Here is a 24794-nt window from a genome sequence, read left to right as displayed (position 1 = left end):
ACCCACCGGGGCGAGGCGTAGAGCACACAAGAAGATCCGCGTCCGGCCTGGGTGGCCGGACGCGGATCTCGTGGTCTTGCGGCGCTACTGCTCCTCGAAGCGCTGGCGGAAGCGTTCTTCCATCCGCTGGGTGAAGGAACTGCGCCGCCCTGGCTGCTTGCCACCGCGGGCGCCCGATCCACCGCCCTTGCCGTCCCCCTCGGCGGCGTGCCGAATCGATGTGACGGCCAACATGACCCCGAAGAACATCACGAGGAACCCGAGCACGCTGATCAGCGGGATGTCGGCCACCCGGAACTGCGGCACCACCACGCCCAGCACCAGCAGGGCCACGCCCACCACGAACAGGGCGATGCCCTGAATCCGCCGTCGGCGAGCGGGGCGACGCAACCGGGTGCCACGCACCGTGGATGCGAACTTGGGGTCCTCGGCATAGAGCTCGCGCTCGATTTGATCGAGCAGCCGCTGCTCATGCTCGGAGAGTGGCATCTTTCCTCCTCCGGCACAGCTGTCGCGGGCGCCGGGCCGCGCAACGTCCTGGACCCAACAGCCAACCCCAGGCGGGGTGGCACTGTCCAGGATACGAGGCCCGCGCCCGCACGACTACCCGATCCCGCATCCAGTAGGGATCGAATTGGGCTAAATCCCGCCGGAGGGGCGTCGCGGAGGGTCACGGTGGCCCATCGTGACCGGTTAACGGCCTGAGCGGCGATGTGGGGGATGGCGGACGAGCGGAAGATCACCTTCCGTACACGGCCGGTGGTGGGGCGGGGTGGGCGGCTAGGTCGCGGGCGGTGGGGCGGCCGGTTGGCGAGGTCGGCGGTGGACGGGCGGCGAGTGGTTTGGTGGCCGGCGGCGGCCGGTGGTGGGGCGGGCGGCCGGATAGCGAGACTGGCAGCGGCGAGCGGCCCGGTGGGTTGGCGGGCGCGCAACGCCGAGGCGGGCGTGAGGTTCGGTGGCGCGGGTGGGTTCCACGGGCGGCAAGAAGGTGGTCGCCACCCGGCGCCGGGGCAGCACCCAGCCGCCACCGGGCGCGCGGTCAAGGTGCTTGCCGTACCCGCGCGCTGCTTCCAGCCGCTCTCCCCTCACTGCTCCCGCGGTGCCAGCAATGACGCCGGCCGCACCGCTGCCGAGCCGAACTTCGATCTCGCCACGTCGGCCGCCACCTCGGCGTCACGCCAGCGGGGCGCCGCGGAATCGAACACCAGCTGCTCGCCCGCCTCCCCCGTGTCCAGGCCCTCCACGCGGACGCCGATCAACCTGACCGCCCCCGTCGGCGCGTGCTCCGCCAGCAACGCCACCGCCACCGCGTGGATCTCCCGGGCCACGTCCGTCGCCGACATCAGCGTGCGGGCACGGGTGATCGTGCGGAAATCCGCGAAGCGCACCTTGATCGACACCGTCCGGCCTCGGACACCCCGCTCCCGCAGCGTCGCCCCCACCCGCTCGGAGAGCCTCAGCAGCTCCAGGCCCAGCGAAGCCCGGTCATGGCGGTCGACGTCGAAAGTGTGCTCGGCGCCGATCGACTTCTCCGGGGAGTCGATCACCACCGCGCGCTCGTCGACTCCGTGCGCCAGCCGGTACAGGTGCTCGCCGATCGCCGTTCCCAGCGACTTCTTCAGGCGCTCCGGCGGGAACGCGGCCACGTCCGCGATCGTGTCCAGGCCGAGCCGCTTCAGCTGTTCCTCCGTGCGGGCGCCGACGCCCCACAGCGCCGAGACCGGCAGCGGGTGCAGGAAGGCCAGCGTCTCCGCCGCCGGGACGACGACCATGCCGTCCGGCTTCGCCATCCCCGACGCCAGCTTCGCCACGAACTTGACCTTCGCCACGCCGACCGAGCACGTGATCCCGTGCTCGGCCTCGACCCGCGCCCGGATCTGCGCGCCCAGCGAAGCGGGTGTCGCGCCCAGGCGGCGCAGTGCCCCGCTGACGTCCAGGAACGCCTCGTCCAGGCTCAGCGGCTCGACCAGCGGCGTCAGCTCGCGGAAGATCCCCATCACCCCGCGGGAGACCTCGCCGTACCGGCCCGACGTCGGCGGGATGTTGATCAGGTGCGGGCAGAGGCGCTTGGCGGTCGAAAACGGCATCGCCGAGCGCACGCCGAACTTGCGCGCCGGGTAGTTCGCCGCCGCCACGACCGCGCGGGGACCGCCGCCCGACACGACGACCGGTTTGTCCGCCAGCTCGGGGCGGGTGCGCAGCTCGACCGACACGAAGAACGCGTCCATGTCGACGTGCAGCAGCCCGCAGCCGGCGTCGTCCGGCGCCGGCTCCCCCGGCCGGACGCGGAACCGGGCCATCCCGCCCGGCAGTTCAGCATTTCGCCCCACGCCCGGGACGCTACCGGGCACCACCGACAATTCCGGATCGAGCGGTGCGCGACGACCGGAATCCGCCGGTCACGGCCGCACGCCAGCCGAAATCCGCCATTCAGGCCGGGGGCCGCGCCACCGCGTGCAGGCGGCTCGCGATCTCCCGCAACGCCGGGGTGGCCGCCGCCACGCGCTCGAAGTCCGCCAGCTCGTCTTCGCGGACGTCGCCGCCCACCAGGTCCGAGATCACCCGGTCGCCCTGCAGCAGCGTGACGTCCAAGCCCGCCGTCACCAGCTGGGCGCGCAGGCCGTCGGCGTCGAAGCGCCGCAGCACCGTGTCGCCCGCGACCACGCCGTCCGCGCTCTCCAGCAGCTGCCGGGCTTCGGCGACGCGGCCGGACAGCGCCCGGTAGAGGACCGACGCGTGGCGGTTGGCCACCAGCACCGACACCGCGCCGCCCGGGGCGACCGCCGTGGCCAGCGCCGTCAGCACCGCCGCCGGGTCGTCGACGATCTCCAGCAGGCCGTGCGCCAGCACCAGGTCGGCCGAGCCGGCCTCGACGTGCCTGCCCAGCGCGTCGGAGTCGTCCGCGATCACCGTGATCCGGTCGGCGACGCCCTCTTCCTCGGCCCGCCGCTGCAGCGTGGCCAGCGCGTTGGGGCTCGGCTCGACGACCGTCACCCGGCAGCCCGCCGCCGCGAACGGCACCGCCCAGCCGCCGCTGCCGCCGCCCACGTCGACGACGCGGGGGTGCTCGACGCCCCGGGCGCGGGCGGCCTTCAGCTCGGCCTCGAGCACCCGGCGAACGGCGCCCGAACCCCGGGCGGCCACGGTCTCCGTCTTCATGCCGGACAGGGTAGTGCCCGCCCCCGCCCGCCTCCCCGGCTCCTCCCTTCGAGTGAACGCCCCTTGCCCGACGGCGCGCCTCGCCCACACCCGTAGGCTGGTCGTCGTGCACACGGTCGCCGTACTCAGCCTCAAGGGAGGCGTCGGCAAGACGACGGTCGCTCTCGGTATCGCGTCCGCCGCCTTGCGTAGGGGCACGCGAACGCTGGTGGTCGACCTCGACCCGCAGGGCAACGCCACCACCTCGCTCGACCCGCCGTTCACCGACGCCACCCTCGCGGACGTGCTCGAGACCCCTACCCGGGAGATGCTCGAACGCGCGATCGCGCCCAGCGTGTGGAGCGAGGACGTCGACGTCCTCGTCGGCACCGAAGAGCTGGAACTGCTCAACGACCCCGACGCCGGCAGCGAGCGGCTGGCGAACTTCTCCCGCGCGCTCGACGAACTGCACCGCGAGCCGCTCGGCGAACTGCCCTACGAGCTGGTGATCCTCGACTGCCCGCCGTCGCTGGGCCGGCTGACGAAGTCGGCGCTGGTCGCCGCGGACAGCGCGCTCATCGTCACCGAGCCGACCATGTACGCCGTCGCGGGCGCGCACCGGGCCCTGGAAGCGATCGAGAAGATCCGCAAGGACCTCAACCCGCGGCTGCGGCCGATCGGCGTGCTGGTGAACAAGCTGCGCGTCCGGTCCTACGAGCACCAGTTCCGGATCGCCGAGCTGCGCGAGAACTTCGGTTCGCTGGTGATGCCGACGGCGATCACCGACCGCCTGGCGGTGCAGCAGGCCCAGGGCGCGTGCAGCCCGATCCACGAATGGCACTCCCCCGGTGCCCAGGAGATCGCGCTGACGTTCAACATGGTGCTGGCGAAGATCCTGCGCTCGAACCGGGCCGGCCGCCACCGCGTCGCCGGCGAAGAGCCCGAGGGCCCGGACTGGCCCGAAGGCCCGGCGCCGGAGACGCCCGAGGCGCCCGCCGAGGTGTCCGAATCGGCGGGGTGAGCCGTGCCCGAAGGTGACACCGTCTACCTCGTCGGGAAGCGCTTCGACAAGGCACTGGCGGGCAAAACGCTGCTGCGCGGGGAGTTCCGCGTGCCCCAGCTGGCCACTGTGGACCTCGCCGGGCGCGAGGTCCTCGGCGTCGGCACGGTCGGCAAGCACCTCTTCACGCGCTTCTCCGGCGACCTGACGCTCCACTCGCACCTGATGATGGACGGCATGTGGGACGTCTACGCCGCCGGCGCGAAGTGGCGGCGGCCCGGCCACCACGCCCGCGTGGTCTTCACCGCGGCCGACGTCCAGGTGATCGGCTTCCGCGTCCACGACCTCAGGATCGTCGCCACGCCGAAGGAACACGACCTCGTCGCGCACCTCGGCCCGGACCTGCTCAATCCACAGTGGACGGAAGAGCACGCGGCGCGCGCGGTCGCGAACCTGACCGCCGCACCGGAGCGCGAACTGGGGCTGGCGCTGCTCGACCAGCGGGTCATGGCGGGGGTCGGGAACCTCTACAAGTGCGAGATCGCCTTCCTGCTCGGCGTCACGCCGTGGGTTCCGGTGTCCGAAGTGGACGCCGCGACCACGGTCGCGCTGGCCCGCAAGCTGTTGCTGACCAACGCCCGCTCCGGCCGCTTCGACCAGAGCACCACCGGGCACCTCGACCGCAACCGGAAGAACTGGGTCTACGAGCGCACCCGCCAGGGCTGCTTCCGCTGCGGCGGACGGCTCCTGGTCCGCACGCAGGGCCACGACGTCCAGCGCCGGCCGACCTGGTTCTGCCCGAAGGACCAGGCCGGACCGCACCCGCCGCGGTAGGCCCGGTGCCGCGACGACGTTCAAGCTCACGCCCTACGGGACCGACACCGAACGCGGCGACCTCGCTCCCTTGAGTCTCGCGCGCCTCGAGTCCGGCACGATCCAGCCCACCCGGGGAGCTTCGTCATGCCCGAAATCCCGGCCGGGCCGGCGTTGCGCGCCTTCGCGCAACGCGCTGCCCAAGGTCGAACCGCACCTCCACCAGGTCGGCTCGGCGAGCCTGCCGATCGTCCTCGCACTGGCCCGCCGATCTCGCCGCGAAGAACTGCCGCTACGCCGAAGTCACCGTCACGCCGTACAACCACGTGCTCGACGGAGTGCCCGGCGACGAACTGCTGTCCGGGCTGGAGAGCGGCCGGGCTGGGCGTGGAACTGGCCTGGCGCTTCGACATCCCGGGCGAAACGGGTGTCAAAGCGGGCGGGAGACGCTCGTGTTCGCGCTGCGCGAACGCCCTGAGGGCCTGGTGTCCTCCGAGTCGGGCGGGCCGGAACCGGGCGCGGTTCGAGCCGTTCTTCACGCGGGCGCGGGAAGCCGGGCTGCGCAGCGTCCCGCACGCGGGCGAAACCACCGGATCGGGCACGGCACCGGCTTCGCGACCGACCCGGCGCTGCGGGAACACCGTGCGGCGCACCGGGTCCCGCTCGACGCGTGCCCGACCTCCGGACCGCGCAGCTCGCCAGCATCGCCGCGCACCCGGTGCGGCGCATGACCGGCGAGTACGTCTCCGTCGCGATGGGGCCGGCCGCGGCCGGGCCGGCGCCGCTCGCGGAGCACGCCGTCGACGCGTCCTTCTTCGGTGAGCAGCGCAAAGGCCGTCTGCGGAGTGAGATCGCGAAAATGACATTGCCGGACCCCGGGAGCTTCGCCTAGCGTGGAAGTACACGAGAGAGGAGGTGGTCCCAAGTTGTATTCCAACAGGACTCGTGAGGTGGCTGTCCGCTAGCGGATGGCACGTGGAGGACTTTGAGCAGCGCTACAGCTGAGCCACCTTCTGGCTCATCGCCTGCTCCACGTGATGCCTGATAGCGAATACCAGGCAGTCACCGTGCCCCCGGGGTTCCCGAGCACCAGTCCGGCTCGGGCTCGGACGTTTGACGGCGTTCGAGAGGCACCCCGGGGGTTCCTCCATTTCCTCGATGGAGTGCTCATTTGTGCACGTCGCGCCACCCGGCGTCGCGGGACGACCGTCCGGCGATCAGCATTTCTCCGTTCTGTCACCCGGACGGCTGAAGGTCGCTAGCCTGGACGCATGCTCAGGCCCGACTACCCGATCACCACGGATCGGCTGCTCCTGCGCCCGTTCACGCCCGGCGACCTCGACGCGCTGAACTCCTTCCAGTCCCGTGCCGACGTCGCCCGTTACCTCTACTGGGGGCCGCGCAGCCGGGCCGAGTCGGCCGCCGCGCTGGCCAAGCGGGTCCACAGCTCCACGCTGACGAAGGAAGGGCAGTTCCTGGCCGTGGCGGTCGAACTGGCCTCGACCGGGCAGCTGATCGGCGACCTGAACCTCGAGTGGATCAGCAGCGAGCACCGCCAGGGCGAGATCGGCTTCGTCTTCCACCCGGACCACCACGGCAAGGGCCTGGCCGCCGAGGCGACGACCGAACTGCTGCGGCTGGCCTTCGAAGACCTGGGGCTGCACCGCGTCATCGGCCGCTGCGACGGCCGGAACACCGCGTCCGCCGCGCTGATGGAACGCCTCGGGATGCGCCGGGAAGCGCACCTGAAGGAGAACGAGATCGTCAAGGGCGAGTGGACCGACGAGCTGATCTACGCCCTGCTCGAAGACGAGTGGAAAGACCTCCAGGCCTCGGGCGCGTAGTGGCCGCTTTCACGTGAAAGCGGCGCTCCGGTAGCGGGCCGCGGGCGGTTTGGCAGCATGGGGGCGTGTTCTTCGACAAGATCGTCCGCCCGGCGCTGTACCGGCTGTCCTACCACGACCCCGAGCTGGTGCACGAGCGCACGATCAGCGTCCTCGCCCGGCTCGGCAAGGCGGCGCCCGCGCTCGGCGGCGCCCTCCGCGTCGACGACCCGGTGACGGTGCTCGGCCTGCGCTTCCCCAACCGCGTCGGCCTGGCCGCCGGGATGGACAAGAACGGCCGCGCGCTGCCCGCGTGGGCCGCGCTGGGCTTCGGGTTCGTCGAGGTCGGCACGGTGACGCGGCTGGCGCAGCCGGGCAACCCCCGGCCGCGGCTGTTCAGCCTCCCCGCGTCCGACGCGGTGATCAACCGCATGGGCTTCAACAACGACGGCGCCGAAGCCCTCGCGGCGAAGCTCGCTCGCGACGGCAAGCCCCGCGTCCCGCTGGGGATCAGCATCGGCAAGTCGAAGGTGACGCCGCTCGGCGAGGCCGTCGAGGACTACCGGTTCTCGCTGCGGGCGCTGTACCCGTACGCGGACTACTTCGCGATCAACGTCAGCTCCCCGAACACGCCGGGGCTGCGGCAGCTGCAGGACCGCGCCGCGCTGGCCGAGCTGCTCGGCCAGCTGCGGGCGACGGCCGCGGAGCTGGCCGGTCCGGCCACGCCGACGCCGCTGCTGGTGAAGGTCGCGCCCGACCTGACCGACGACGCACTCGGCGAGCTCCTGGAGGTCGCCCTCGAGCACGGCGTCGCCGGGATCATCGCGACGAACACGACGTTGTCCCGCGACGGCATCGCGGCCGCGGAGAGCGGCCTGGCCGGACAGGCGGGCGGGCTGTCCGGCCGGCCGCTGACCACCCGCGCGGCCGAGGTCGTGCGGTTCGTGCACGAGCACACCGGCGGGACCCTGCCGATCATCGGCGTCGGCGGCGTCCTGGGCCCGGACGACGCGCTCCGGCTCGTGGACGCCGGTGCGTCGCTCGTGCAGCTCTACACGGGCTTCGCGCTGCACGGGCCGGGCCTGGTGCGCCGCGTCAGCCGGGGGCTCGCAGACCGGCGGTAGAGGCGAACCGGACGTACCCGCGCCAGGACTCGTAGCGGTCCAGACCGGGCCCGTCCGCGGCGAGGCAGCGGACGGCGAGCGGGGCGGTGCCGTCGTCCAGCTCGACGCGGTCGAGCACGAAGGGTTCCTTGAGCGCGGCGGCGAACCGCTCGAACGCGGCCGGGGACAGCCGCCAGCGTTCGCCGTCGAGGACGGCGCCGCCGGCGAGCACGCCGGGCTGCGGCGGCTCGGTGCCCAGGAGCACCATCCGGTAGCCCTCGATGGTCCGGACCGGCCCGCCGAACCGGGCACCGAGCCCGGTGAGCTCGGCGTTGAGCGGCTGACCGCGCAGGTGCGCGCCGAACACGACGACGTCCTCGCCCGGCTCGGGGTAGGGCGTCATCGGCTCGTCCGTGCAGACGGTCGCGAGGTCCAGCGCGATCTGGTCTTCGAACGCCCGCGTCAGGAAGGTGACGCCGAACGGACGGCGGTCGCCCGGCAGCACCGGGACCGACACCACGGCCACGTCGAGGAGGTTCGCGAACGCCGTGCAGGCGGCCAGGCGGTGGCCCACACCGGCCGGGTCGGCCAGCGCTTCGGCGATCCCGGGGTGCTCCGGGACGGTGGGCACGACGAGGGCGTCGAAACCGTCGAACCCGGGCTCGCGCACGGAGAAGGGGGTGAGCACGGCCCCCGACGCCGTCAGCCGGGCGACGACGGTCTCGAGCGCCAGGCTCGCGGCCTCGCCGAGGGGCAGGTCGGCGGGGTAGCCGATCCTCGGGTGCTCGCCGGCGCCGAGGCGGACGTCGGCGGGCCAGGACCGGTCGCCGCCGGTCATCTGCGTGAGCGCGCGGTGCGCGGTGACCAGGCCGTTCGAGTAGACGGAGACGCCGTCGGCGGCGGGCAGCAGGCCGCGTGTCGGCTTCACGGCGGCGACGGCGTTCAGCGCCGCGGGGACGGCTCCCCCGGTGCTCAACGCCAGGTCGACGATGCCCAGCGCGACGGCGACCGCCGCGCCGTTCCCGCCGGCCTTGGTGCGGTCCCAGGTCCCGGAAACCATGGCGGCGCCGGTCTTGCCGAGCACGATGGCGCCGGCGGCGGTGAGCCGGGCGACGACCGGAGCGCTGGTCTCCGGCACGCCGGACCCGGCCGGCTGCCCGGCGACGTCGATCAGGTCCTGCACGGCGAACACGGTGCCGGCCAGCGGCAGGTCTTCCCCGGCCTTGACGCGTTCGTCGACGGTCTTGGCGTCGACGAGGACGTCTTCGACGGCGCGGAGGGTGGTCCAGATTTCGGGGCGGCCGGCTTCGGTGATGCGCTCGAAGGCGGCGATGACGCGGTGCGAGGCGGTGGGCGGGGTGACCGGGACGGGGTCCGGGTCCGGCGGGAGCGTGTTCACGGGGCGTCCTTTCCTCGGCGGGTCGAGAAAGTCCACTGTGTACGGTCGGCGCCGGCGAACCTCAGTGCACGACGGGCCTCCCGGCGAGTGACACCTCTGCATGCATGACAGAAACGTTAGTTCGCCGACGTTTCCGTCGCGATCAGTTTCCGATTACGCGCGTGTTTCGGCACCAAGAGGTGAACAGGCGGCGACGCCGGGGTGAAACGCACGATCACGCACGCGGGGTGACGAACGGGCCGGACGGCCGCATGGACGCCCTCGAACGGCGGAGCGGGGTGCCCGGATGGCGCAGCGAAGCCGGATCAGCGTGACGAGCGGGGAAAACGTGGGATCCGGCTGGGATCAGCCGGATTTCGCTTCGCCGAGCGGGCGCGCCGGGCGGAATCGGACGGTCAGGAGAGCTCACGCAGGGCCATCGCCAGCCCCGCCAGGCGATCGGTCGCGTCGGTGAGGTCCTGCTTCGACGTCACCAGGCCGTCGCTGGAGGCGGCGACCGTGTGGCCCGCCGCGGCGACCAGGCCGCGGTAGCCCTCGATGCCGTCGTCGAGCTGTTCGCGGAGCTTGCCGACCGCCGCGGCCAAGGCCGCCTTCTCCCGGGTCGGCGCGGAGTCCCGGCCGCGCTCGATCGCCTGGATGCGGGCCGCCAGGCCGCGCAGCGCGGCGGCGGCTTCGTTCGCCGTCTGCCGGGCGTCCGCGACGGCCACCTCGGAAACCGGGGCCGTACCCACCGGGGACGGCACCGAAAGCTGGCGCAGCAGCTCGCCCAGCGACGCCTCGCACTCGGCGAGCCGTTCCATGGGTTCGCGGGCCGCCGACCGGGCGGGGGGCAGCGGCGGCGGTCCGGCCGGCGCCGCCGGGATCGGGGTGCGCTTGAGGTCGCGCAGCTTGAGGCCGGACCGGACGCTGAACGTGCCGAAGATGACGACCCCGGCGAACGCCGTGATCGCCTGCGGCATCATCGCGGCGTGGGTGGGGCTGATCCAGCCCACGGCCGCCGCCACGGTGACCACGCCGCACAGGATCGTGAGGAGGATCCACAGCGTGAGCGCCTTCGCCGTGCGGCGCTTGCGGCGTTCGAGCTTCGCGGCCGGGTGGTTCCAGCGGTCCCACTTGGCCCGGGCCTCGGCGAAGGCCGGGACCTGGTTCGCCATCGACGTCAGCGACGTCGTCACGTCCGGCCGCCGCACGGGCGGCCGTTGCAGCGGGTTCGGGCGCGGAGACTTCCCGCCGGCCTGCTCGGCCGGCGGGAAGTACTTCTGCACCTTTTGGAGCTTTTCCTGGGCGCGGACGGCGTAGTCGGGCAGCTTCTCGATGTGCTTCTCCAGCTTGGCGCTCAGTTCGCCGAAGTCACGCCGCTTGCCTTGCTGCCCCATCGCTTTCGCCCCCTTCGCCCTGGTTCAAGCCCGGGTCAGGCCGGGTTCTTGCCCTGCTCGGCCTGCACGCGCGCCTGGATCTCCCGCTGGATGTCCGCCGAGCTGCTCGCCGGCTTCTGGGCCGCCGCGCCGCCGTCGGTCACCTGGGCGACCGAGTCACCGTGCATCGACGCGCGGATCTGCTGCAGCCGCGACTGGCCCGCCATCTGCGTGGTGGAGGCCTGGACCTCCATCATCCGCCCCTGGACCGAGTTCTGCGCCAGCTCGGCCGAGCCCAGCGCCGTGGTGTAGCGCTTCTCGATCTTGTCGCGGACCTCTTCCAGCGACGGCGTGTTGCCCGGCGCCGCCAGCTGGCTCATCTGGTTCAGCGAAGCGGAGACCTGCTCCTGCATCTTCGCCTGCTCCAGCTGCGAGAGCAGCTTCGTGCGCTCGGCCAGCTTCTGCTGCAGCATCTGCGAGTTGCGCTCCACGGCCTTCTTGGCCTGGGCCGCGGCCTGCAGCGACTGGTCGTGCAGCGTCTTCAGGTCCTCGATGTTCTGCTCGGCCGTGACGAGCTGCGTCGCGAAGCTCTCCGCGGCGTTCTCGAACTCGGTGGCCTTCTGCTCGTCACCCTTGCTGCGGGCCTCGTCCGCGAGGACGAGCGCCTGCCGGGTGGACGCCTGCAGCTTTTCGACGTCGCCGAGCTGCCGGTTGAGCTTCATCTCCAGCTGCCGCTGGTTGCCGATCACGGAGGCGGCCTGCTGCGTCAGCGCCTGGTGGTTGCGCTGCGCCTCCTCGATGGCCTGCTGGATCTGTACCTTCGGGTCGGCGTGCTCGTCGATCTTCGACGAGAACGCCGCCATCATGTACTTCCAGAACTTCACGAACGGGTTGGCCATCTCCTCCGCCTGCCTTCTTGCGTCCCACGGGCCTTGAGTACTCGGGGTGGGGCGTCGCTCCCCTGCTTCTGCAACGCACCGACCCCGGCGTTGGGTTCCATCGTGTCAGGTCGGCCACTTCCGTTCCAGGCGACCCGGCGGAATTCAGGGATCGCCCTGATCACCCCGAGTAGGCAACGCGAACGGCCCCGGGCGGGTTGCCCGGGGCCGTCGTCGTGTCCGACCTGTGATCAAGCGGCGATGGTCGAGGCCAGCTTGGGCTGGCCGATCGTCGTCCGCAACGTCGTGTTCATCCGCGGTGCCGGGGAAACCCGCAGGTCGGCGAGGTCGTTCCCGATCAGCTCGGACATCAGGCGGCCGCCTTCGATACCGGCCGCCGAGGCCTCGGCACCCCGCTTCTCCCGGGGCCTGCCCTCCACGATCCGCTCGTCGACCGGCGCGACCTCGACGTTGTCGAGGGCCGAAACGTCCGCCGCCACCTTGTGCAGCAGTTCGCCGAGCGGAAGGTCCAGGGCCTGGCAGATGGACGCGAGCAGCTCGCTCGACGCCTCCTTCTGGCCCCGTTCCACCTCCGAGAGGTAGCCGAGGCTGACCCTGGCGGCGCGGGAGATGTCGCGCAGCGTACGACGCTGGTTGGTGCGGGCATGACGGAGCCGATCACCGATCGCCTCACGCAACAGCACGGTCATCACGCGCCTCCCTTCCGTACAAGTACCCCCTACGTTACCCAGAGCGGTGCCCTGGGCGCAGGAGTTGGTGCTCCCGTACGCCAAGGGCGAACGCCGGATTCACGTCAGATGTTCCCCGAGCAGGGCAAACGCGGCCTGGACCGATCGGGTCCTGATCAAGTCGCGATCGCCGCTCAACGCCAGCGTACGGACTGTGACAAACGAGGCTTCGCCTCGGGCCGGGGGCTCCGCCACCCGAACCCCCGAAAGACGCGGTGTGCGTGTTCCCGGCCCCGCGAGCCCGATGTGCACGGTCCCGGGCTCGACGCCGTCCTGCGCGGCCGGGCCGGCCACGCCGGTGAGCCCGAGGCCCCAGGTGGCCCCGCACCGCTCACGGGCACCCTCGGCGAGCTGCGCGGCGACCTCGGGGTGGACGGCGCCGTGCTCGGCCAGCAGGGTGGCGTCGACGCCGGCGAGGACGGTCTTGAGTTCGGTGGCGTAGACGACGAGCCCGCCACGCAGGGCCGCGCTGGCCCCGGGCACGCGCGCGAGGGTGGCGCAGACGAGCCCGGCGGTCAGCGACTCGGCGGCGGCGACGGTCTCCCCGCGCCGGGTGAGGGCCGCGATCAGGGCGGCGGCCTGCTCGTCACCCTCGGCGGGGATGGCCGGAGGTCGCGAATGAGTCATTCGCGGCACCTCGGCCCGGTCGGGAGGGGCAGGCGCCGGTCCGCCCCGGCGGTGCCGCCCGCGGCCACCTCGCGCACAGCGGCCGGGCCGGCCGGAGGTCGCCGATGACTCATTCGGGACGCCGGCGGTCCCCCATGAGTCGTTCGCGGCACCTCGGCCAAGCTCAACTCCCGGTGACCCGGCGCCCGGCCGCGCGCAGCCGGATCGCGCGGACCAGGTAGTCCACGCCCGTCACCACCGTCAGCACCAGGGCCAGGCCCATCAGCGACCAGCGGACGGGGTCCGCGCCGGCCGGCAGCGGCAGCAGGTACGCCACGATGGCCGCGATCTGCGCCATCGTCTTCGCCTTCCCGCCCCGGCTGGCCGGGATCACGCCGTGGCGGATCACCCAGAAGCGCAGCAGCGTCACGCCGATCTCGCGGACCGCGATCACGATCGTGACCCACCAGCCGAGCTCGCCGAGGACGCTCAGCCCCACCAGCGCGGCGCCGGTCAGCGCCTTGTCCGCGATCGGGTCGGCGATCTTGCCGAAGTCGGTGATCAGGCCGTACTTGCGGGCGACCCAGCCGTCCAGCTGGTCGGTGGCCGAAGCGATGGCGAAGAGGCCGGTCGCGAGCACGCGCCAGGTGGTGTCGTGGCCGTCGCCGACGAACAGCGCGGCGACGAACAGCGGGACCAGGACCAGCCGCGACAGCGTCAGCAGGTTCGCGACGTTGAGCGTCGGGACCGGGGTCGGCTCGGGGACCTGGGCGGGGGCGTCGTGCGTCAGGCCCTCGTCGGCGGCGTCGCTGGGGAGCGCACTCACCGGTCGGCGTCCGGTACCGCGCGGACGATCAGGTCGACGCCCGCCGAGTCCACGACCTCGCACCGCAGGAAGTCGCCGACCTGGGCCTTCTCCGGCGCGTCGAGGATGATGCACTCGCCGTCGACCTCGGGGGCCTGGTGCGCGGCGCGGCCGGTGACCTCGCCGTCGTCGTCCAGTTCGACCAGGACGTCGACGAAGGTGCCGATCCGGTCCTCGGCGCGCTGCGAGGTCAGCTCCTCGACCAGCGCCGAGATCCGGGTGACCCGCTTCGCGACCTCTTCGGCGTCGAGCTTGCCGTCGAAGCCCTCGGCCTCGGTGCCGTCCTCGTCGGAGTAGCCGAAGACGCCGACCGCGTCGAGGCGCGCGCCGGTCAGGAAGCGCTCCAGCTCGCTCAGGTCGTGCTCGGTCTCGCCGGGGAACCCGACGATCACGTTGGTGCGGATGCCCGCCTCGGGCGCGTACTCGCGGATCTGCTCGGTCAGCGCGAGGAACGAGTCGGTCGAGCCGAACCGGCGCATCCGGCGCAGCACCTGCTCGCTGGAGTGCTGGAACGACAGGTCGAAGTACTCGGCGACGCCCGGCGTGGTGGCGATGGCCTTGACCAGCTGCGGGCGCGTCTCGGCCGGCTGCAGGTAGGAGACGCGGACGCGCTCGATGCCGTCGACCGCCGCCAGGCGCGGCAGCAGCCGCTCCAGCGCGGTGGCGCCGTCGCGGCCGAAGTCCTTGCCGTACGACGTCGAGTTCTCGCTGACCAGGAACAGCTCCTTGACGCCGTTTTCGGCGAGCCACATCGCTTCGGCGACGATCTCGTCGGGCTGCCGCGAGACGAAGGAACCGCGGAACGACGGGATCGCGCAGAACGAGCAGCGCCGGTCGCAGCCGGAGGCGATCTTCAGCGCGGCCACCGGCGCGTCGTCGAGGCGCGTGCGCAGCACCCGCGGGCCCCAGCCGTGCTGCGCGTGGCCCGGGACCTCGACGGTCTCCGCGGCGGCGGGCCGCTGGACCGGGCTGATCGGCAGCAGCTTGCGGCGGTCGCCGGGGGTGTGCGAGGCGACCTTGCGGCCGGCGACGACGTCGTCGAGCCGGGCCGAGAGGTCGGCGTAGTGGTCGAAGCCCAGCACGGCGTCGGCTTCGGGGAGGCTGTCGGCCAGCTCGTGGCCGTAGCGCTCGGCCATGCAGCCGACGGCGACGACCTTCTTGCCCGTGTCGGACGCCGCCAGCAGCGTGTCGACCGAGTCCTTTTTGGCCGATTCGACGAAGCCGCAGGTGTTGACCACCACGACGTCGGACTCTTCGGGATCGGCCGCCAGCTCCCAGCCGCCGGCCGCGAGCCGGCCCGCGAGCTCCTCCGAGTCGACCTCGTTGCGGGCGCAGCCCAGGGTCAGCAGGGAGACGCGTCGGGTGGCGGCTGGGTCCGTGGCAGGGGAAGGCACGAAGTTCAGGGTAGCCGCCGGGTGCACGCGGCCTGACGACGGCGTGGCCCGGCTGCGACAACCGGACCCGAACAGCGAGCTGTGTCGCCGCGCGCGCCGGGCGATGTGGCAGGGTTGACGATCGTGCCGTCCGCCTCCCCCCGCCCGACCGTCCGCCGCGCGCGGATCGCCGACGTCCGCAAGATCAAGGCCCTCGTCGATTCGGACGCCGGCCGCGTCCTGCTGGAGAAGGACCTGGTCACGCTCTACGAGGCGGTCCAGGAGTTCTGGGTCGCCGAACTGGGTGACGAAGTCGTCGGCGCGGCGGCCCTGCACGTGCTCTGGGAGGACATCGCCGAGCTGCGCACGGTGGTGGTCGACAAGGCGGTCCGCGGCCAGGGCGTCGGGCGGCTGCTCGTGGCGCGGCTGGTGGAGGAGGCCCGTGAGCTGGGTCTCAGGCGGCTGTTCGTGCTGACCTTCGAGACGAGCTTCTTCGCCGGGCACGGCTTCGTGGAGATCGACGGGACGCCGGTTTCGCACGAGGTGTTCGAGGAGATGCGGCGCTCGCACGACACGGGCGTGGCGGAGTTCCTGGACCTGCCGTACGCGAAGCCGAACACGCTGGGCAACTCGCGGATGCTGCTGCAGCTCTGACGCGGCCGGGTCGGCCACCCCTAGGTCGTCTGGACGATTCCCACCTAGGGGGCGAAGTCAGGGGGAAATTTTCCCGACAACATCCTTTCGGGCGGTGACCCACGCCACTGGCCTGCCCGAAGCTGGTCGGGCACCAAGTCACTCGATCGGCAAGGAAGCAACGATGCGCACGACACTGCGGAACCTGGGGGCCACCGTGGCGGTGGCCGTGACTGTCGGCGGAGGCGTCCTCGCGGGCGCCGGCACCGCGGCGGCCGTCGACATCCCGACGGTCACCGACCAATACCTCTTCTCCACGTCCCTGTCCGGGTTCGAGTCGATCCGGAACCAGGCGCCCTACTCCGGCCAGCTCGACTGGTCGTCGGACGGCTGCTCGTGGTCGCCGGACACGCCGTTCGGCTGGCAGTTCCTGCCCGGCTGCCACCGGCACGACTTCGGCTACCGCAACTACAAGAAGCAGGGCCGCTTCTCCGAGGCGAACCGGCTGAAGATCGACGACAACCTCTACAGCGACCTCAAGAGCGTCTGCGGCTCCAACGTGGCCTGCAAGGGCGCCGCCTGGACGTACTACCAGGCGGTCCGCAAGTTCGGCGGCTGAGCCCGCGCCCCGGCCCGGGTGCGCTCGCGCGCGCCTGGGCCAGGATGGGGTCATGGAGATCGATCACCTGCTCAGCACGACCCGCGCGGTGCGCCGCAAGCTCGACCTCGACCGGCCGGTCGAACCCGCCGTCGTCGAGGAGTGCCTGAACCTGGCGCTGCAGGCGCCGACACCCGGCAACGTCCAGGCCTGGCGCTGGCTCGTCGTGCGCGACCAGGACGTGAAGAACCGGCTCGGGGTGCTGTTCCGCGAGGTCGGCGAGGCCTACCTCGCGACGAAGACGGGCGACCCGCGGGCGCTGGCGTCCGGGCAGCACCTGATCGACGTGATCGAGCGCGTCCCGGTGTTCGTGATCCCGGTCCTGCGAGGCCGCCCGGCCGGGGACAACGCGGTCGACGCGGCCTTCTACGGCGGCATCTTCCCGGCGGTGTGGAACTTCCAGCTGGCGCTGCGCGCACGCGGCCTCGGCTCGACGCTCACCACGTACCACCTTTCCCGCGAGGCGGAGGCGGCCGAGATCCTCGGCATCCCGGACGGCCACACGCAGGCCGGGCTGCTGCCGGTGGCGTACACGACCGTGCCGGACTTCAAGCCCGCGCCGCGCACCCCGCTGTCCGAAGTGGCCTTCCAGGACCACTGGGGCACGCCGCTCGGGTGATTCCTGGAGTTCAACGCACTCTTCGAGGAGTCCGGGCCGGTCAAGACCATCGGCGGCATGCTCGCGGCCATCGCATTTCCGGCCGGGCCGCGACCAAGGGCACGTGGCGCGGATCGCCGCCGCGGTCTGGATCACTTTGGGCCGCGGCGGCTCAGGTGACCCGGACCGTGGCTTCCCCGCCGTCCTCGCTGACCGACACCAGTTCGATGCGGCTGGCCGCGAACGACGTCGCCTGAGGGCCCGTACGCGGGCCGCTGTGCAGCTCGGCCGTCGTGCTCTCGCCGCGGCCGGGCTCCTTCAGCAGGAACGCCAGCGTGGCCTCCCCCTGCCAGATGCACGTCATGCCCGGGCGGCACCGCGAGTCCGAGACGACCCGGGTGTAGCGCACGGTCAGGTCCTTGCCCTGGACGGCGGCCTCCTGCCCGAGCCGCAGGGTGACGTCGCGGCCGGCCGGGGCGCTCACCGTCGAGGACGGTGGCGTGGCCGGCCCGGGGGCGGCGGGCTGCCCGGTGGCGACCGAGCTCCCGGCGCCCACCGTCACGACGGCGAAGGCGAACAGTCCGGCTACGAATCGCTTCAGGTCCACGTGCTCAGGACGGAACGGACGGCGTCACGGGTTGCACCGCCTACTCGTCGTCGCCGTCGGCGTCGGCGTCCACCGGGCCGCCGCCGCGGATCATGAACAGGACGCCTTCCAGCTCCTCCGGCTTGATCAGCACGTCGCGGGCCTTCGAGCCCTCCGACGGGCCGACCACGCCCCGGCTTTCCAGCAGGTCCATCAGGCGCCCGGCCTTCGCGAAGCCGACCCGCAGCTTGCGCTGCAGCATCGACGTCGAGCCGAACTGGGACGTCACGATCAGCTCCGCCGCCTGCAGCAGGACGTCCAGGTCGTCCCCGATGTCCGGGTCGATCTCCTTCTTCTCGCCGGCCTTCTGCGCGGTGACGCCGTCCTGGTAGTCCGGCTGCGCCTGCTCCTTGGCGTAGTTGACGACCGCGGCGATCTCTTCGTCACCGACGAACGCGCCCTGGATGCGGACCGGTTTGCCGGCGCCCATCGGCAGGTAGAGCGCGTCGCCCATGCCGATCAGCTTCTCCGCGCCCGGCTGGTCGAGGATGACCCGCGAGTCGGTCAGCGACGACGTCGCGAACGCCAGCCGCGAGGGCACGTTGGTCTTGATCAGGCCGGTGACGACGTCGACCGACGGCCGCTGCGTGGCCAGGACCAGGTGGATGCCCGCCGCGCGCGCCTTCTGCGTGATCCGGACGATCGCGTCCTCGACGTCGCGCGGGGCGGTCATCATCAGGTCGGCGAGCTCGTCGACGATCGCCATGATGTACGGGTACGGCCGGTACTCGCGCTCGGACCCCGGCGGCGCCGTGATCTCGCCGGACTTGACCTTCTTGTTGTAGTCGTCGATGTGCCGGACCTTGTTGACCTGCATGTCCTGGTAGCGCTGCTCCATCTCCTCCACCAGCCAGGCCAGCGCGGCGGCGGCCTTCTTCGGCTGGGTGATGATGGGCGTGATCAGGTGCGGGATGCCCTCGTACGGCGTCAGCTCGACCATCTTCGGGTCGATCAGGATCATCCGGCACTCGTCCGGTGTCGCGCGGGCGAGCAGCGACACCAGCATCGAGTTGACGAAGCTCGACTTACCGGAACCGGTGGAGCCCGCGACCAGCAGGTGGGGCATCTTCGTCAGGTTCGCGGTGACGAAGTGGCCCTCGATGTCCTTGCCGAGGCCGATCACCATCGGGTGGTTGTCCTTGACCGTGGACGGCGCGCGCAGGACGTCGCCCAGGCGGACCATCTCGCGGTCGGAGTTCGGCACCTCGATGCCGACCGCGGACTTGCCGGGGATCGGCGCCAGCAGCCGGACGTTGTCGGTGGCCACCGCGTAGGCGATGTTCTTGGTCAGCGCGGTGATCTTCTCGACCTTCACGCCCGGGCCGAGCTCGACCTCGTAGCGCGTGACCGTCGGGCCGCGGGTGAAGCCGGTGACCTGCGCGTCGATGCTGAACTGCTCCAGCACGCCGGTGATCGCCTCGATCATGGCGTCGTTGGCCTTGCTGCGGGACTTCGGCGCGTCGCCGAGCTTCAGCAGGTCGGGCGGCGGGAGCTGGTAGTCCCCTTCGACGGTCCGGGTGACGGCCAGCGGAGGCTCCGGGGCCTTCTTCGGCTTCTTCTCGGGCACCTCGACCGGCGGCTTGGGCAGCACCTTCGGCGGCTTGATCGGCGTCGGTGCCTCGGCCAGCATCGCGTCGATGTCGAGCTGCTCGGGGTCCGCGTCGGCGGCCTGGCGGCGCCGCGACGGCTTGCGCAGCCGCGCGGCCTTCGGGTCGGCGTCGGTGACGGCGTCCTCGTCGGTGGCGAACCCGGAGCGCTGGGCCTCGGCCTCGGCGATCTCCTCCTCGTCGAGGCCCCAGTTGCGCAGCCGCTGCGGGATCTCGCGGACCGGCGTGCCGGTGAAGACGAGGATGCCGAAGACGAGCGCGAGGATCAGCAGCGGCACCGCGACCCAGGTGGTGACGCCCATGGTGAGCAGGCCGCCGGAGAAGGCGCCGATGATGCCGCCGGCGTACATCCGGCCGTCGTTGGTGTCCGGGAGCGCGGTGAAGATGTGCAGCATCCCGAGCACGGACAGCACGACCATGATCGTGCCGATGACCATCCGCGGCCGCGTCTCGGGGTGCGGTTCGGACCGCATCAGCGCGACGGCGACGACGACCAGCACGAGCGGCAGCGTCACGGCCCCGGCGCCGAGCACGCTCCGGGTGGCGATCTCGACCCCGGCTCCGATCGGGCCGGCGGCCCGCCACCAGACGCCGACGGCGGCGATGATGGCCAGCGCGATCAGGCCGAGCGCCAGGCCGTCACGACGGTGTTCGGCCTCGAGCTCACGGGTGCGGCCGACCGTGCGTGCCAGCGTTCCGGTGCCCTTGGCCAGCAGGTTCCAGGTGCCGCGGACGCCCTTGCCGAAGATCCCGGGCGTCTTGCGGCGCGGGGCGGGCTTGCGGGCGGGCGACGAACGTGGCCGTGGCTTCGCGGGCGTACGCGGCTTGCGCGCCGCTGCCCCCTTCGCGCCGCTTCCCGTGCTTCTCTTCCTCGTCGCCGACCCAGCCATGCGTCAACGGTAACCGCCCGTGCCCGTTCGCCTCGTGCGCCACTCTCGGCTCAGGGTGAACTTCTGCCTCACAACCGGCGCGGCGGGGCCATCCGGGTGAACCGATCCGGCCAGTGCGCATTCGGGTGAAATCGGCGTCTGCCATGCTCTGCCCCATGCTCGCGCTGCGCACCGCCGAACCGCCCCGCCGTGCCCCCGCCATCTGGCGGACCATGCTGAACATCGACCGCGGTCTGGTGAACCTGGTCGGGCGGCTCACCGTCACCGGCCGGATCCCGGCTCAGCTGCGCGGCAAGCCGCTGCTCATGACCGCGAACCACATCGGCGTGTTCGACGCGTTCGTGCTGATGGCGGCGTGCAAGCGGATCGGCATCAACCCGCGGTTCATGCTGGCCGGCGGCATCCTCGACGCGCCCGTGATCGGGCCGGCGCTGCGGGTCAGCGGGCACCTGCGGGTCGACCGCAAGCACGCCGGGACCGCCGTCGGGCAGTTCGCCGAGGCCGTCGAGGCGATGAAGACCACGCGCGAGCCGATCATCGTCTACCCCGAGGGCCGGATCAGCCACGACCCCGGCCTGTGGCCCGAGCGCGGCAAGACCGGCGCGGCCCGCCTGGCGCTCGCCTCGGGCGTGCCGGTGATCCCGATCAGCCAGTGGGGCGCGCACGAGGCCGTCTACTGGGGCACCGAGACCGTCAACGGCCCGGCCGACCTGGTTCCGCTCGCCCGCTCCGGGCTCAGCGCGCCGCTGCGCCGGCCGCGGTTCCAGGTGCACTTCGGCGACCCCGTCGACCTCTCGGACGTCGAACCGGAGCGGCCCGGCGCCGGCGTGCGCGCGCACGCGAAGATCATGCAGGCCATCGCCGACGGCCTGGTCCCGCTGCGCCGCGGCGAGCTGGACCGCCCGCGCTTCCACGACCCGACGCGGCCGACCGACACGGTCAGCCCGTGGAAGCCCAAGTCCGGATCCTGAGACGCGCGGCCCGGCACCCTAGAGTCGGCGGACGTGAGCACACGGATCCTCGTCGTCTACTACAGCTCGACCGGCAACACCGCGGCCCTCGCCGAGTCCCTCGCCGCCGGCGCCCGCGAAACCGGCGCCGACGTGCGGGTGCGGACCGTGCGGGAGACCGCGCCCGAGCAGGCCGTCGCGCAGAACCCGCGGTGGCAGGCCTGGATCGACGCCGGCCCGCACCACGCGCTGGCCGAGCTCGCCGACCTCGAGTGGGCCGACGGCCTCGCGATCGGCAGCCCGACCCGGTTCGGCGGCCCGGCCGCCCAGCTGAAGTCCTTCCTGGACAGCACGGGCGGGTTGTGGGCGAAGGGGAAGCTGGCCGACAAGGTCGCGACGTCGTTCACGACGGCGTCCACCGCGCACGGCGGCCTGGAGTCGACGCTGCTGGCGATCAACAACGTCTTCTACCACTGGGGCGCGATCGTCGTGCCGCTCGGCTACACCGACCCGCACCTGATGGAGTCGGGCAACCCGTACGGCGGCTCGTTCGTGTCCCGCAAATCCGCGGCGCCCGACGACCTCGCCCTCGGCGCGCTGCGCGTCCAGGGGCGGCGGCTGGCGACCATCACCACGCACGTCGCGACGGGGCTCAAGCAGGCCGAGTAACCGCGAAAACCGCTTTGGCAGTGACGCGGTCGCGCTTAGAGTCGCCGGGGTGACCACCGAGCTGCCCGTCCTCGCCCCGCCCCGGGTCGCCCACCGCGGCCGCGGGACCACCCTCGTCCTGCTGGCCGCGCTGTTCTTCAGCACGTCGGGCACGCTGGGCAAGTCCGCGATGAGCGCCGGGATCACCCCGGAGCAGGTGGCCTCGATGCGCATCGCGCTGGCCGGACTGGTGCTGCTCGCCGGGGTCGCGCTGGTCGCGCCGCGGAAACTCCGGGTGGGCCGGGCCGAGCTGCCGGTGCTGGCCGGCTACGGCCTCCTCGGCGTCGCCGGCGTGCAGCTGCTCTACTTCGTCGCCGCGGGCCGGATCCCGGTCGGCATCGCGATCCTGCTGGAGTTCGTCTCCCCCGTGCTGATCGCGCTGTGGGTGCGGTTCGTGCGGCGGCACCGGCTGCCGCGGTCGGTGTGGGGCGGCATCGCGCTGGCGATGGTCGGGCTGTCGCTGGTCGCGCAGGTCTGGCAGGGCGTGACGCTCGACGGCGTCGGCCTGCTCGCCGGCTTCGGCGCGGCGCTCTGCTCGGCCGGGTACTTCCTGCTCGGCGAGCGCGCGGTGGCCGACATCGACCCGCTGGGCCTGGTCACCTGGGGCATGGTGATCGGCGCGGTCGCCATCAGCTTCGCCGCGCCGCCGTGGACGTGGCCGGTCGGGCCGCTCGGCACCGACGTCGGCTTCGGCGCGTGGCACCCGCCGGTGTGGCTGCTGATCACCCTGCTGGTGCTGGTGGCGACGGTGCTGGCCTACGTCTTCGGGATTTCGTCGCTGCGGCACCTGCCGGCGTCGGTGGCGAGCGTGCTGGGGCTGGTCGAGCCGGTGATCGTCACCGTCACGGCGTGGGCGCTGCTCGGCGAGGAGCTCACCTGGCTGCAGCTGCTCGGTTCGGCGATCCTGCTCGGCGGCGCGTACCTGGTGCAGCGGAAGTCGGAGATCCTCGCGACCTGAGTTCTTCACGATGTGGTGCCGAAGTGCGAGAATCCCACACCGTGACGACGAAGTCCGGGCTGCGGCCCGACCTGCGGCAGCGGCACGTCCGCATGATCGCCCTCGGCGGTATCATCGGCGCGAGCCTGTTCATCGGCAGCGGCGCGGTGATCCGCACCGTAGGACCGGCGGCCGTGCTCTCGTACGCGCTGGGCGGCCTGCTCGTCGTGCTGGTGATGCGGATGCTCGGCGAGATGGCGACGGCCGCCCCCGCACTGGGCTCGTTCATGGAGTACGCCCGCGACTCGCTCGGCGGCTGGGCGGGCTTCACGATCGGCTGGCTGTACTGGTACTTCTGGGTCGGCGTGGTCGCGTTCGAGGCGGTGGCCGGCGCGAAGATCCTGCAGGGCTGGATCCCCGGCGTGCCGCAGTGGGTGTTCTCGCTGGCGCTGATGCTCCTGCTGACGGCGACGAACCTGGCGTCGGCGCGCTCGTTCGGGGAGACGGAGTTCTGGCTGGCGTCGATCAAGGTCGCGACGATCGTGGTGTTCCTGGTACTGGGCCTGCTGCTCGTGCTGGGGCTCTGGCCGGGAGCGCACTTCTCGGTCGGCAACATCGCTCTCGACGGTTTCGTGCCCCACGGCGGCTTTTCGGTCGTCCACGGCGTGGTGATCGTGATTTTTTCCTATTTCGGCGCGGAAATCGTGACGATCGCAGCGGCGGAGTCCGACCAGCCGGAGACGGCGGTCCGCAAGGCGACGTCGACGATCGTCTGGCGCGTGATCGTGTTCTACGTGGGTTCGGTGACCCTGCTGGTGATGATCACGCCGTGGCGCGAAATCCCCAGCGAGACAAGCCCGTTCGCGGCGGCGTTCGGCCGCTTCGGCGTCCCGGCGGCGTCGACGATCGTGAGCGCGGTGGTCCTGACGGCGGCCCTGTCGGTGCTGAATTCGGGGCTGTACACGGCATCCCGGATGCTGTTCGCGCTGCGGCGCCACGGCTGGGCGCCGTCGTGGATCTCGGACACGAACAAGCGGGGCGTCCCGTGGAAGGCGATCCTGGTGTCCACTTCGGTCGGTTACGTGGCGGTGGTGATGAGTTACGTGTCCCCGGACAAGATCTTCTACTTCATCATCAATTCGGCGGGCGCGGTGGCGTTGTTCGTGTACGCGATCATCTGCGGGTCCCAGTTGCGGATGCGGCGCGCGCTGGAGGCTTCGGCGCCGGAGAAGCTGAAGCTGCGGATGTGGGGGTACCCGTGGCTGAGCTGGGTGACGCTGGTGCTGACGCTGGCGGTGGTGGCGTCGATGCTGTTCGTGGACTCGGATGCGCGGTCCCAGCTGTATTTGAGTTTGATCAGCCTGGCGGTGATCCTGGGCGTTTACGCCCTCATCCGCCGGCGATCCGCCGCCTGACCGGTTCGGCCCCGGCGAGCTTGGCGAAGGTTCCATACAGCTCGGTCGCCGAAGCGTTTTCAGGGCTGCGAAGGGCGAGAGCGAGCCCGATCAGGAGGACGGCGTAGCGCATCCCCCGGAGCATCAGCGGCAAGACGGCCATGAAGATCAACGAGTTGTTCACGCCTTCAGCCTGCGTGACTCGCGGGCCCATCACGGTCCTGGTCGGACCGCGGGGACGGGATTAGACTGGACCGCCTGGCAGAGCGCTTCGTCCGACGTGTCCGACGGGGTCCGCGAGGGTGGGGGGACGGGGATGGGTGAGTTGCTGCGGCAACTCGAATCGCTGGAGAATCGGGCACGAGCGGCCAGGAAGAAGACGGGTAAGGACGACTCGCGAGGCACCGCCGCGAAGCAGGCCGGGCTGGCCAAGCAAACCGTGAGCGGCTGGTTCTCACGGACTTCCCCGCGGGTGCCGAAGGACTACGACCAGCTGTGGAGACTCGTCGAGCTCTACAGCCACTGGGCCGGCGAAAAGCCGAGCCGGCAGTAATGGGCCACGCTGGTCGAGCAGTCCCGCCCGGTTCCGCAACCGGCGAGCCCGGCACTCGGCCGCCCGATCCCGCACTGGGACCCGTTCGACCTGGAAGTCCACCGCTCGATCGACGCCG

Annotated in this window: 26 protein-coding genes; 13 read left to right on the top strand and 13 right to left on the bottom strand. The window is 71.8% G+C overall.

Going from position 1 to position 24794, the window contains the following annotated elements; all coding sequences use genetic code 11:
• Positions 1-84 precede the first annotated feature (84 nt).
• The 3 genes from AB0B33_RS12180 to AB0B33_RS12170 all read right to left on the bottom strand — a co-directional run bounded on the left by AB0B33_RS12180 (position 85) and on the right by AB0B33_RS12170 (position 3159).
• Positions 85-489 carry a DUF3040 domain-containing protein gene (locus tag AB0B33_RS12180; protein ID WP_247021189.1) on the bottom strand — a complete coding sequence of 135 codons (405 nt, stop codon included), beginning with the start codon at positions 487-489 and terminating at the stop codon, positions 85-87.
• A 596-nt stretch (positions 490-1085) separates the two neighbouring features.
• Entirely contained in the window at positions 1086-2300 is a 1215-nt protein-coding gene (locus AB0B33_RS12175; protein ID WP_360770381.1) for a DNA polymerase IV, read from the bottom strand.
• Between the two features lie 130 nt (positions 2301-2430).
• Positions 2431-3159 carry a methyltransferase domain-containing protein gene (locus tag AB0B33_RS12170; protein ID WP_247021187.1) on the bottom strand — a complete coding sequence of 243 codons (729 nt, stop codon included), beginning with the start codon at positions 3157-3159 and terminating at the stop codon, positions 2431-2433.
• Positions 3160-3265: 106 nt separating this feature from the next.
• Here AB0B33_RS12170 and AB0B33_RS12165 point away from each other — a divergent pair, with 106 nt between their 5' ends.
• The 5 genes from AB0B33_RS12165 (at position 3266) to AB0B33_RS12145 (ending at position 7898) form a co-directional block, all read left to right on the top strand.
• Complete coding sequence (locus AB0B33_RS12165; RefSeq protein ID WP_360770079.1) at positions 3266-4159, top strand: ParA family protein; 894 nt, start codon at positions 3266-3268, stop codon at positions 4157-4159.
• A gap of 3 nt (positions 4160-4162) precedes the next feature.
• Positions 4163-4972, top strand: a complete 810-nt coding sequence (locus tag AB0B33_RS12160; protein WP_360770076.1) for a DNA-formamidopyrimidine glycosylase family protein — start codon at positions 4163-4165, stop codon at positions 4970-4972.
• Between the two features lie 649 nt (positions 4973-5621).
• Positions 5622-5843 carry a hypothetical protein gene (locus AB0B33_RS12155; protein WP_360770073.1) on the top strand — a complete coding sequence of 74 codons (222 nt, stop codon included), beginning with the start codon at positions 5622-5624 and terminating at the stop codon, positions 5841-5843.
• A gap of 379 nt (positions 5844-6222) precedes the next feature.
• Positions 6223-6795, top strand: a complete 573-nt coding sequence (locus AB0B33_RS12150) for a GNAT family protein (protein ID WP_360770070.1) — start codon at positions 6223-6225, stop codon at positions 6793-6795.
• 65 nt (positions 6796-6860) lie between these two features.
• Positions 6861-7898, top strand: coding sequence for a quinone-dependent dihydroorotate dehydrogenase (locus AB0B33_RS12145; protein ID WP_360770067.1), 1038 nt, complete (start codon positions 6861-6863; stop codon positions 7896-7898).
• Here AB0B33_RS12145 and AB0B33_RS12140 read toward each other — a convergent pair.
• The 7 genes from AB0B33_RS12140 to rimO form a co-directional block, all read right to left on the bottom strand.
• Positions 7870-9276 carry an amidase family protein gene (locus tag AB0B33_RS12140; protein WP_360770065.1) on the bottom strand — a complete coding sequence of 469 codons (1407 nt, stop codon included), beginning with the start codon at positions 9274-9276 and terminating at the stop codon, positions 7870-7872. The two genes, AB0B33_RS12145 and AB0B33_RS12140, sit on opposite strands and share 29 nt — an antisense overlap.
• Before the next feature lie 395 nt (positions 9277-9671).
• The gene (locus AB0B33_RS12135; RefSeq protein WP_360770062.1) at positions 9672-10652 is read right to left on the bottom strand and encodes a hypothetical protein; all 981 of its coding nucleotides are present in this window, start codon (positions 10650-10652) and stop codon (positions 9672-9674) included.
• A gap of 35 nt (positions 10653-10687) precedes the next feature.
• A complete protein-coding gene (locus AB0B33_RS12130; protein WP_360770059.1) occupies positions 10688-11530 on the bottom strand; it encodes a PspA/IM30 family protein in 843 nt (280 codons plus the stop codon).
• 230 nt (positions 11531-11760) lie between these two features.
• Positions 11761-12219, bottom strand: a complete 459-nt coding sequence (locus tag AB0B33_RS12125) for a helix-turn-helix transcriptional regulator (protein ID WP_247021170.1) — start codon at positions 12217-12219, stop codon at positions 11761-11763.
• Positions 12220-12318: 99 nt separating this feature from the next.
• Positions 12319-12885, bottom strand: a complete 567-nt coding sequence (locus AB0B33_RS12120) for a nicotinamide-nucleotide amidohydrolase family protein (RefSeq protein WP_360770056.1) — start codon at positions 12883-12885, stop codon at positions 12319-12321.
• Between the two features lie 163 nt (positions 12886-13048).
• Entirely contained in the window at positions 13049-13690 is a 642-nt protein-coding gene (gene pgsA, locus AB0B33_RS12115; protein WP_360770054.1) for a CDP-diacylglycerol--glycerol-3-phosphate 3-phosphatidyltransferase, read from the bottom strand.
• The gene (gene rimO, locus AB0B33_RS12110) at positions 13687-15123 is read right to left on the bottom strand and encodes a 30S ribosomal protein S12 methylthiotransferase RimO (RefSeq protein WP_360770051.1); all 1437 of its coding nucleotides are present in this window, start codon (positions 15121-15123) and stop codon (positions 13687-13689) included. The genes pgsA and rimO overlap by 4 nt, the downstream gene beginning before the upstream one ends.
• Positions 15124-15246: 123 nt before the next feature.
• Between rimO and AB0B33_RS12105 the strand changes: the two genes are divergently transcribed.
• The 3 genes from AB0B33_RS12105 to AB0B33_RS12095 all read left to right on the top strand — a co-directional run bounded on the left by AB0B33_RS12105 (position 15247) and on the right by AB0B33_RS12095 (position 17012).
• Positions 15247-15756, top strand: a complete 510-nt coding sequence (locus tag AB0B33_RS12105) for an amino-acid N-acetyltransferase (protein ID WP_247021162.1) — start codon at positions 15247-15249, stop codon at positions 15754-15756.
• Between the two features lie 163 nt (positions 15757-15919).
• Positions 15920-16354 carry a phospholipase gene (locus AB0B33_RS12100; RefSeq protein ID WP_290055015.1) on the top strand — a complete coding sequence of 145 codons (435 nt, stop codon included), beginning with the start codon at positions 15920-15922 and terminating at the stop codon, positions 16352-16354.
• A gap of 52 nt (positions 16355-16406) precedes the next feature.
• A complete protein-coding gene (locus tag AB0B33_RS12095) occupies positions 16407-17012 on the top strand; it encodes a nitroreductase family protein (protein ID WP_360770047.1) in 606 nt (201 codons plus the stop codon).
• Between the two features lie 151 nt (positions 17013-17163).
• Here the strand turns inward: AB0B33_RS12095 and AB0B33_RS12090 are convergent, their stop codons facing one another.
• Together AB0B33_RS12090 and AB0B33_RS12085 are read right to left on the bottom strand one after the other, a co-directional pair.
• The gene (locus AB0B33_RS12090) at positions 17164-17598 is read right to left on the bottom strand and encodes a hypothetical protein (RefSeq protein WP_247021156.1); all 435 of its coding nucleotides are present in this window, start codon (positions 17596-17598) and stop codon (positions 17164-17166) included.
• Positions 17599-17638: 40 nt separating this feature from the next.
• The gene (locus AB0B33_RS12085) at positions 17639-20134 is read right to left on the bottom strand and encodes a DNA translocase FtsK (protein WP_360770044.1); all 2496 of its coding nucleotides are present in this window, start codon (positions 20132-20134) and stop codon (positions 17639-17641) included.
• A gap of 143 nt (positions 20135-20277) precedes the next feature.
• Here AB0B33_RS12085 and AB0B33_RS12080 point away from each other — a divergent pair, with 143 nt between their 5' ends.
• The 4 genes from AB0B33_RS12080 (at position 20278) to AB0B33_RS12065 (ending at position 24144) form a co-directional block, all read left to right on the top strand.
• Positions 20278-21105: a lysophospholipid acyltransferase family protein gene (locus tag AB0B33_RS12080; protein ID WP_360770041.1), complete on the top strand. Its 828-nt coding sequence runs from the start codon at positions 20278-20280 to the stop codon at positions 21103-21105.
• Between the two features lie 33 nt (positions 21106-21138).
• Positions 21139-21753 carry an NAD(P)H:quinone oxidoreductase gene (gene wrbA, locus AB0B33_RS12075; protein ID WP_360770038.1) on the top strand — a complete coding sequence of 205 codons (615 nt, stop codon included), beginning with the start codon at positions 21139-21141 and terminating at the stop codon, positions 21751-21753.
• Between the two features lie 49 nt (positions 21754-21802).
• Positions 21803-22750: an EamA family transporter gene (locus tag AB0B33_RS12070; RefSeq protein ID WP_360770035.1), complete on the top strand. Its 948-nt coding sequence runs from the start codon at positions 21803-21805 to the stop codon at positions 22748-22750.
• Positions 22751-22842: 92 nt separating this feature from the next.
• Positions 22843-24144, top strand: coding sequence for an amino acid permease (locus AB0B33_RS12065; RefSeq protein WP_360770378.1), 1302 nt, complete (start codon positions 22843-22845; stop codon positions 24142-24144).
• Here the strand turns inward: AB0B33_RS12065 and AB0B33_RS12060 are convergent.
• Positions 24119-24307 carry a hypothetical protein gene (locus AB0B33_RS12060; protein ID WP_360770032.1) on the bottom strand — a complete coding sequence of 63 codons (189 nt, stop codon included), beginning with the start codon at positions 24305-24307 and terminating at the stop codon, positions 24119-24121. The two genes, AB0B33_RS12065 and AB0B33_RS12060, sit on opposite strands and share 26 nt — an antisense overlap.
• A gap of 132 nt (positions 24308-24439) precedes the next feature.
• Between AB0B33_RS12060 and AB0B33_RS12055 the strand changes: the two genes are divergently transcribed.
• Positions 24440-24676: a hypothetical protein gene (locus AB0B33_RS12055; protein ID WP_360770029.1), complete on the top strand. Its 237-nt coding sequence runs from the start codon at positions 24440-24442 to the stop codon at positions 24674-24676.
• The last annotated feature ends 118 nt before the right edge of the window (positions 24677-24794 follow it).

The sequence above is a fragment of the Amycolatopsis sp. NPDC049159 genome, from assembly GCF_040648295.1.
GTDB lineage: Bacteria > Actinomycetota > Actinomycetes > Mycobacteriales > Pseudonocardiaceae > Amycolatopsis > Amycolatopsis pretoriensis_A.
This window is presented reverse-complemented; position numbering and strand designations above follow the sequence as displayed.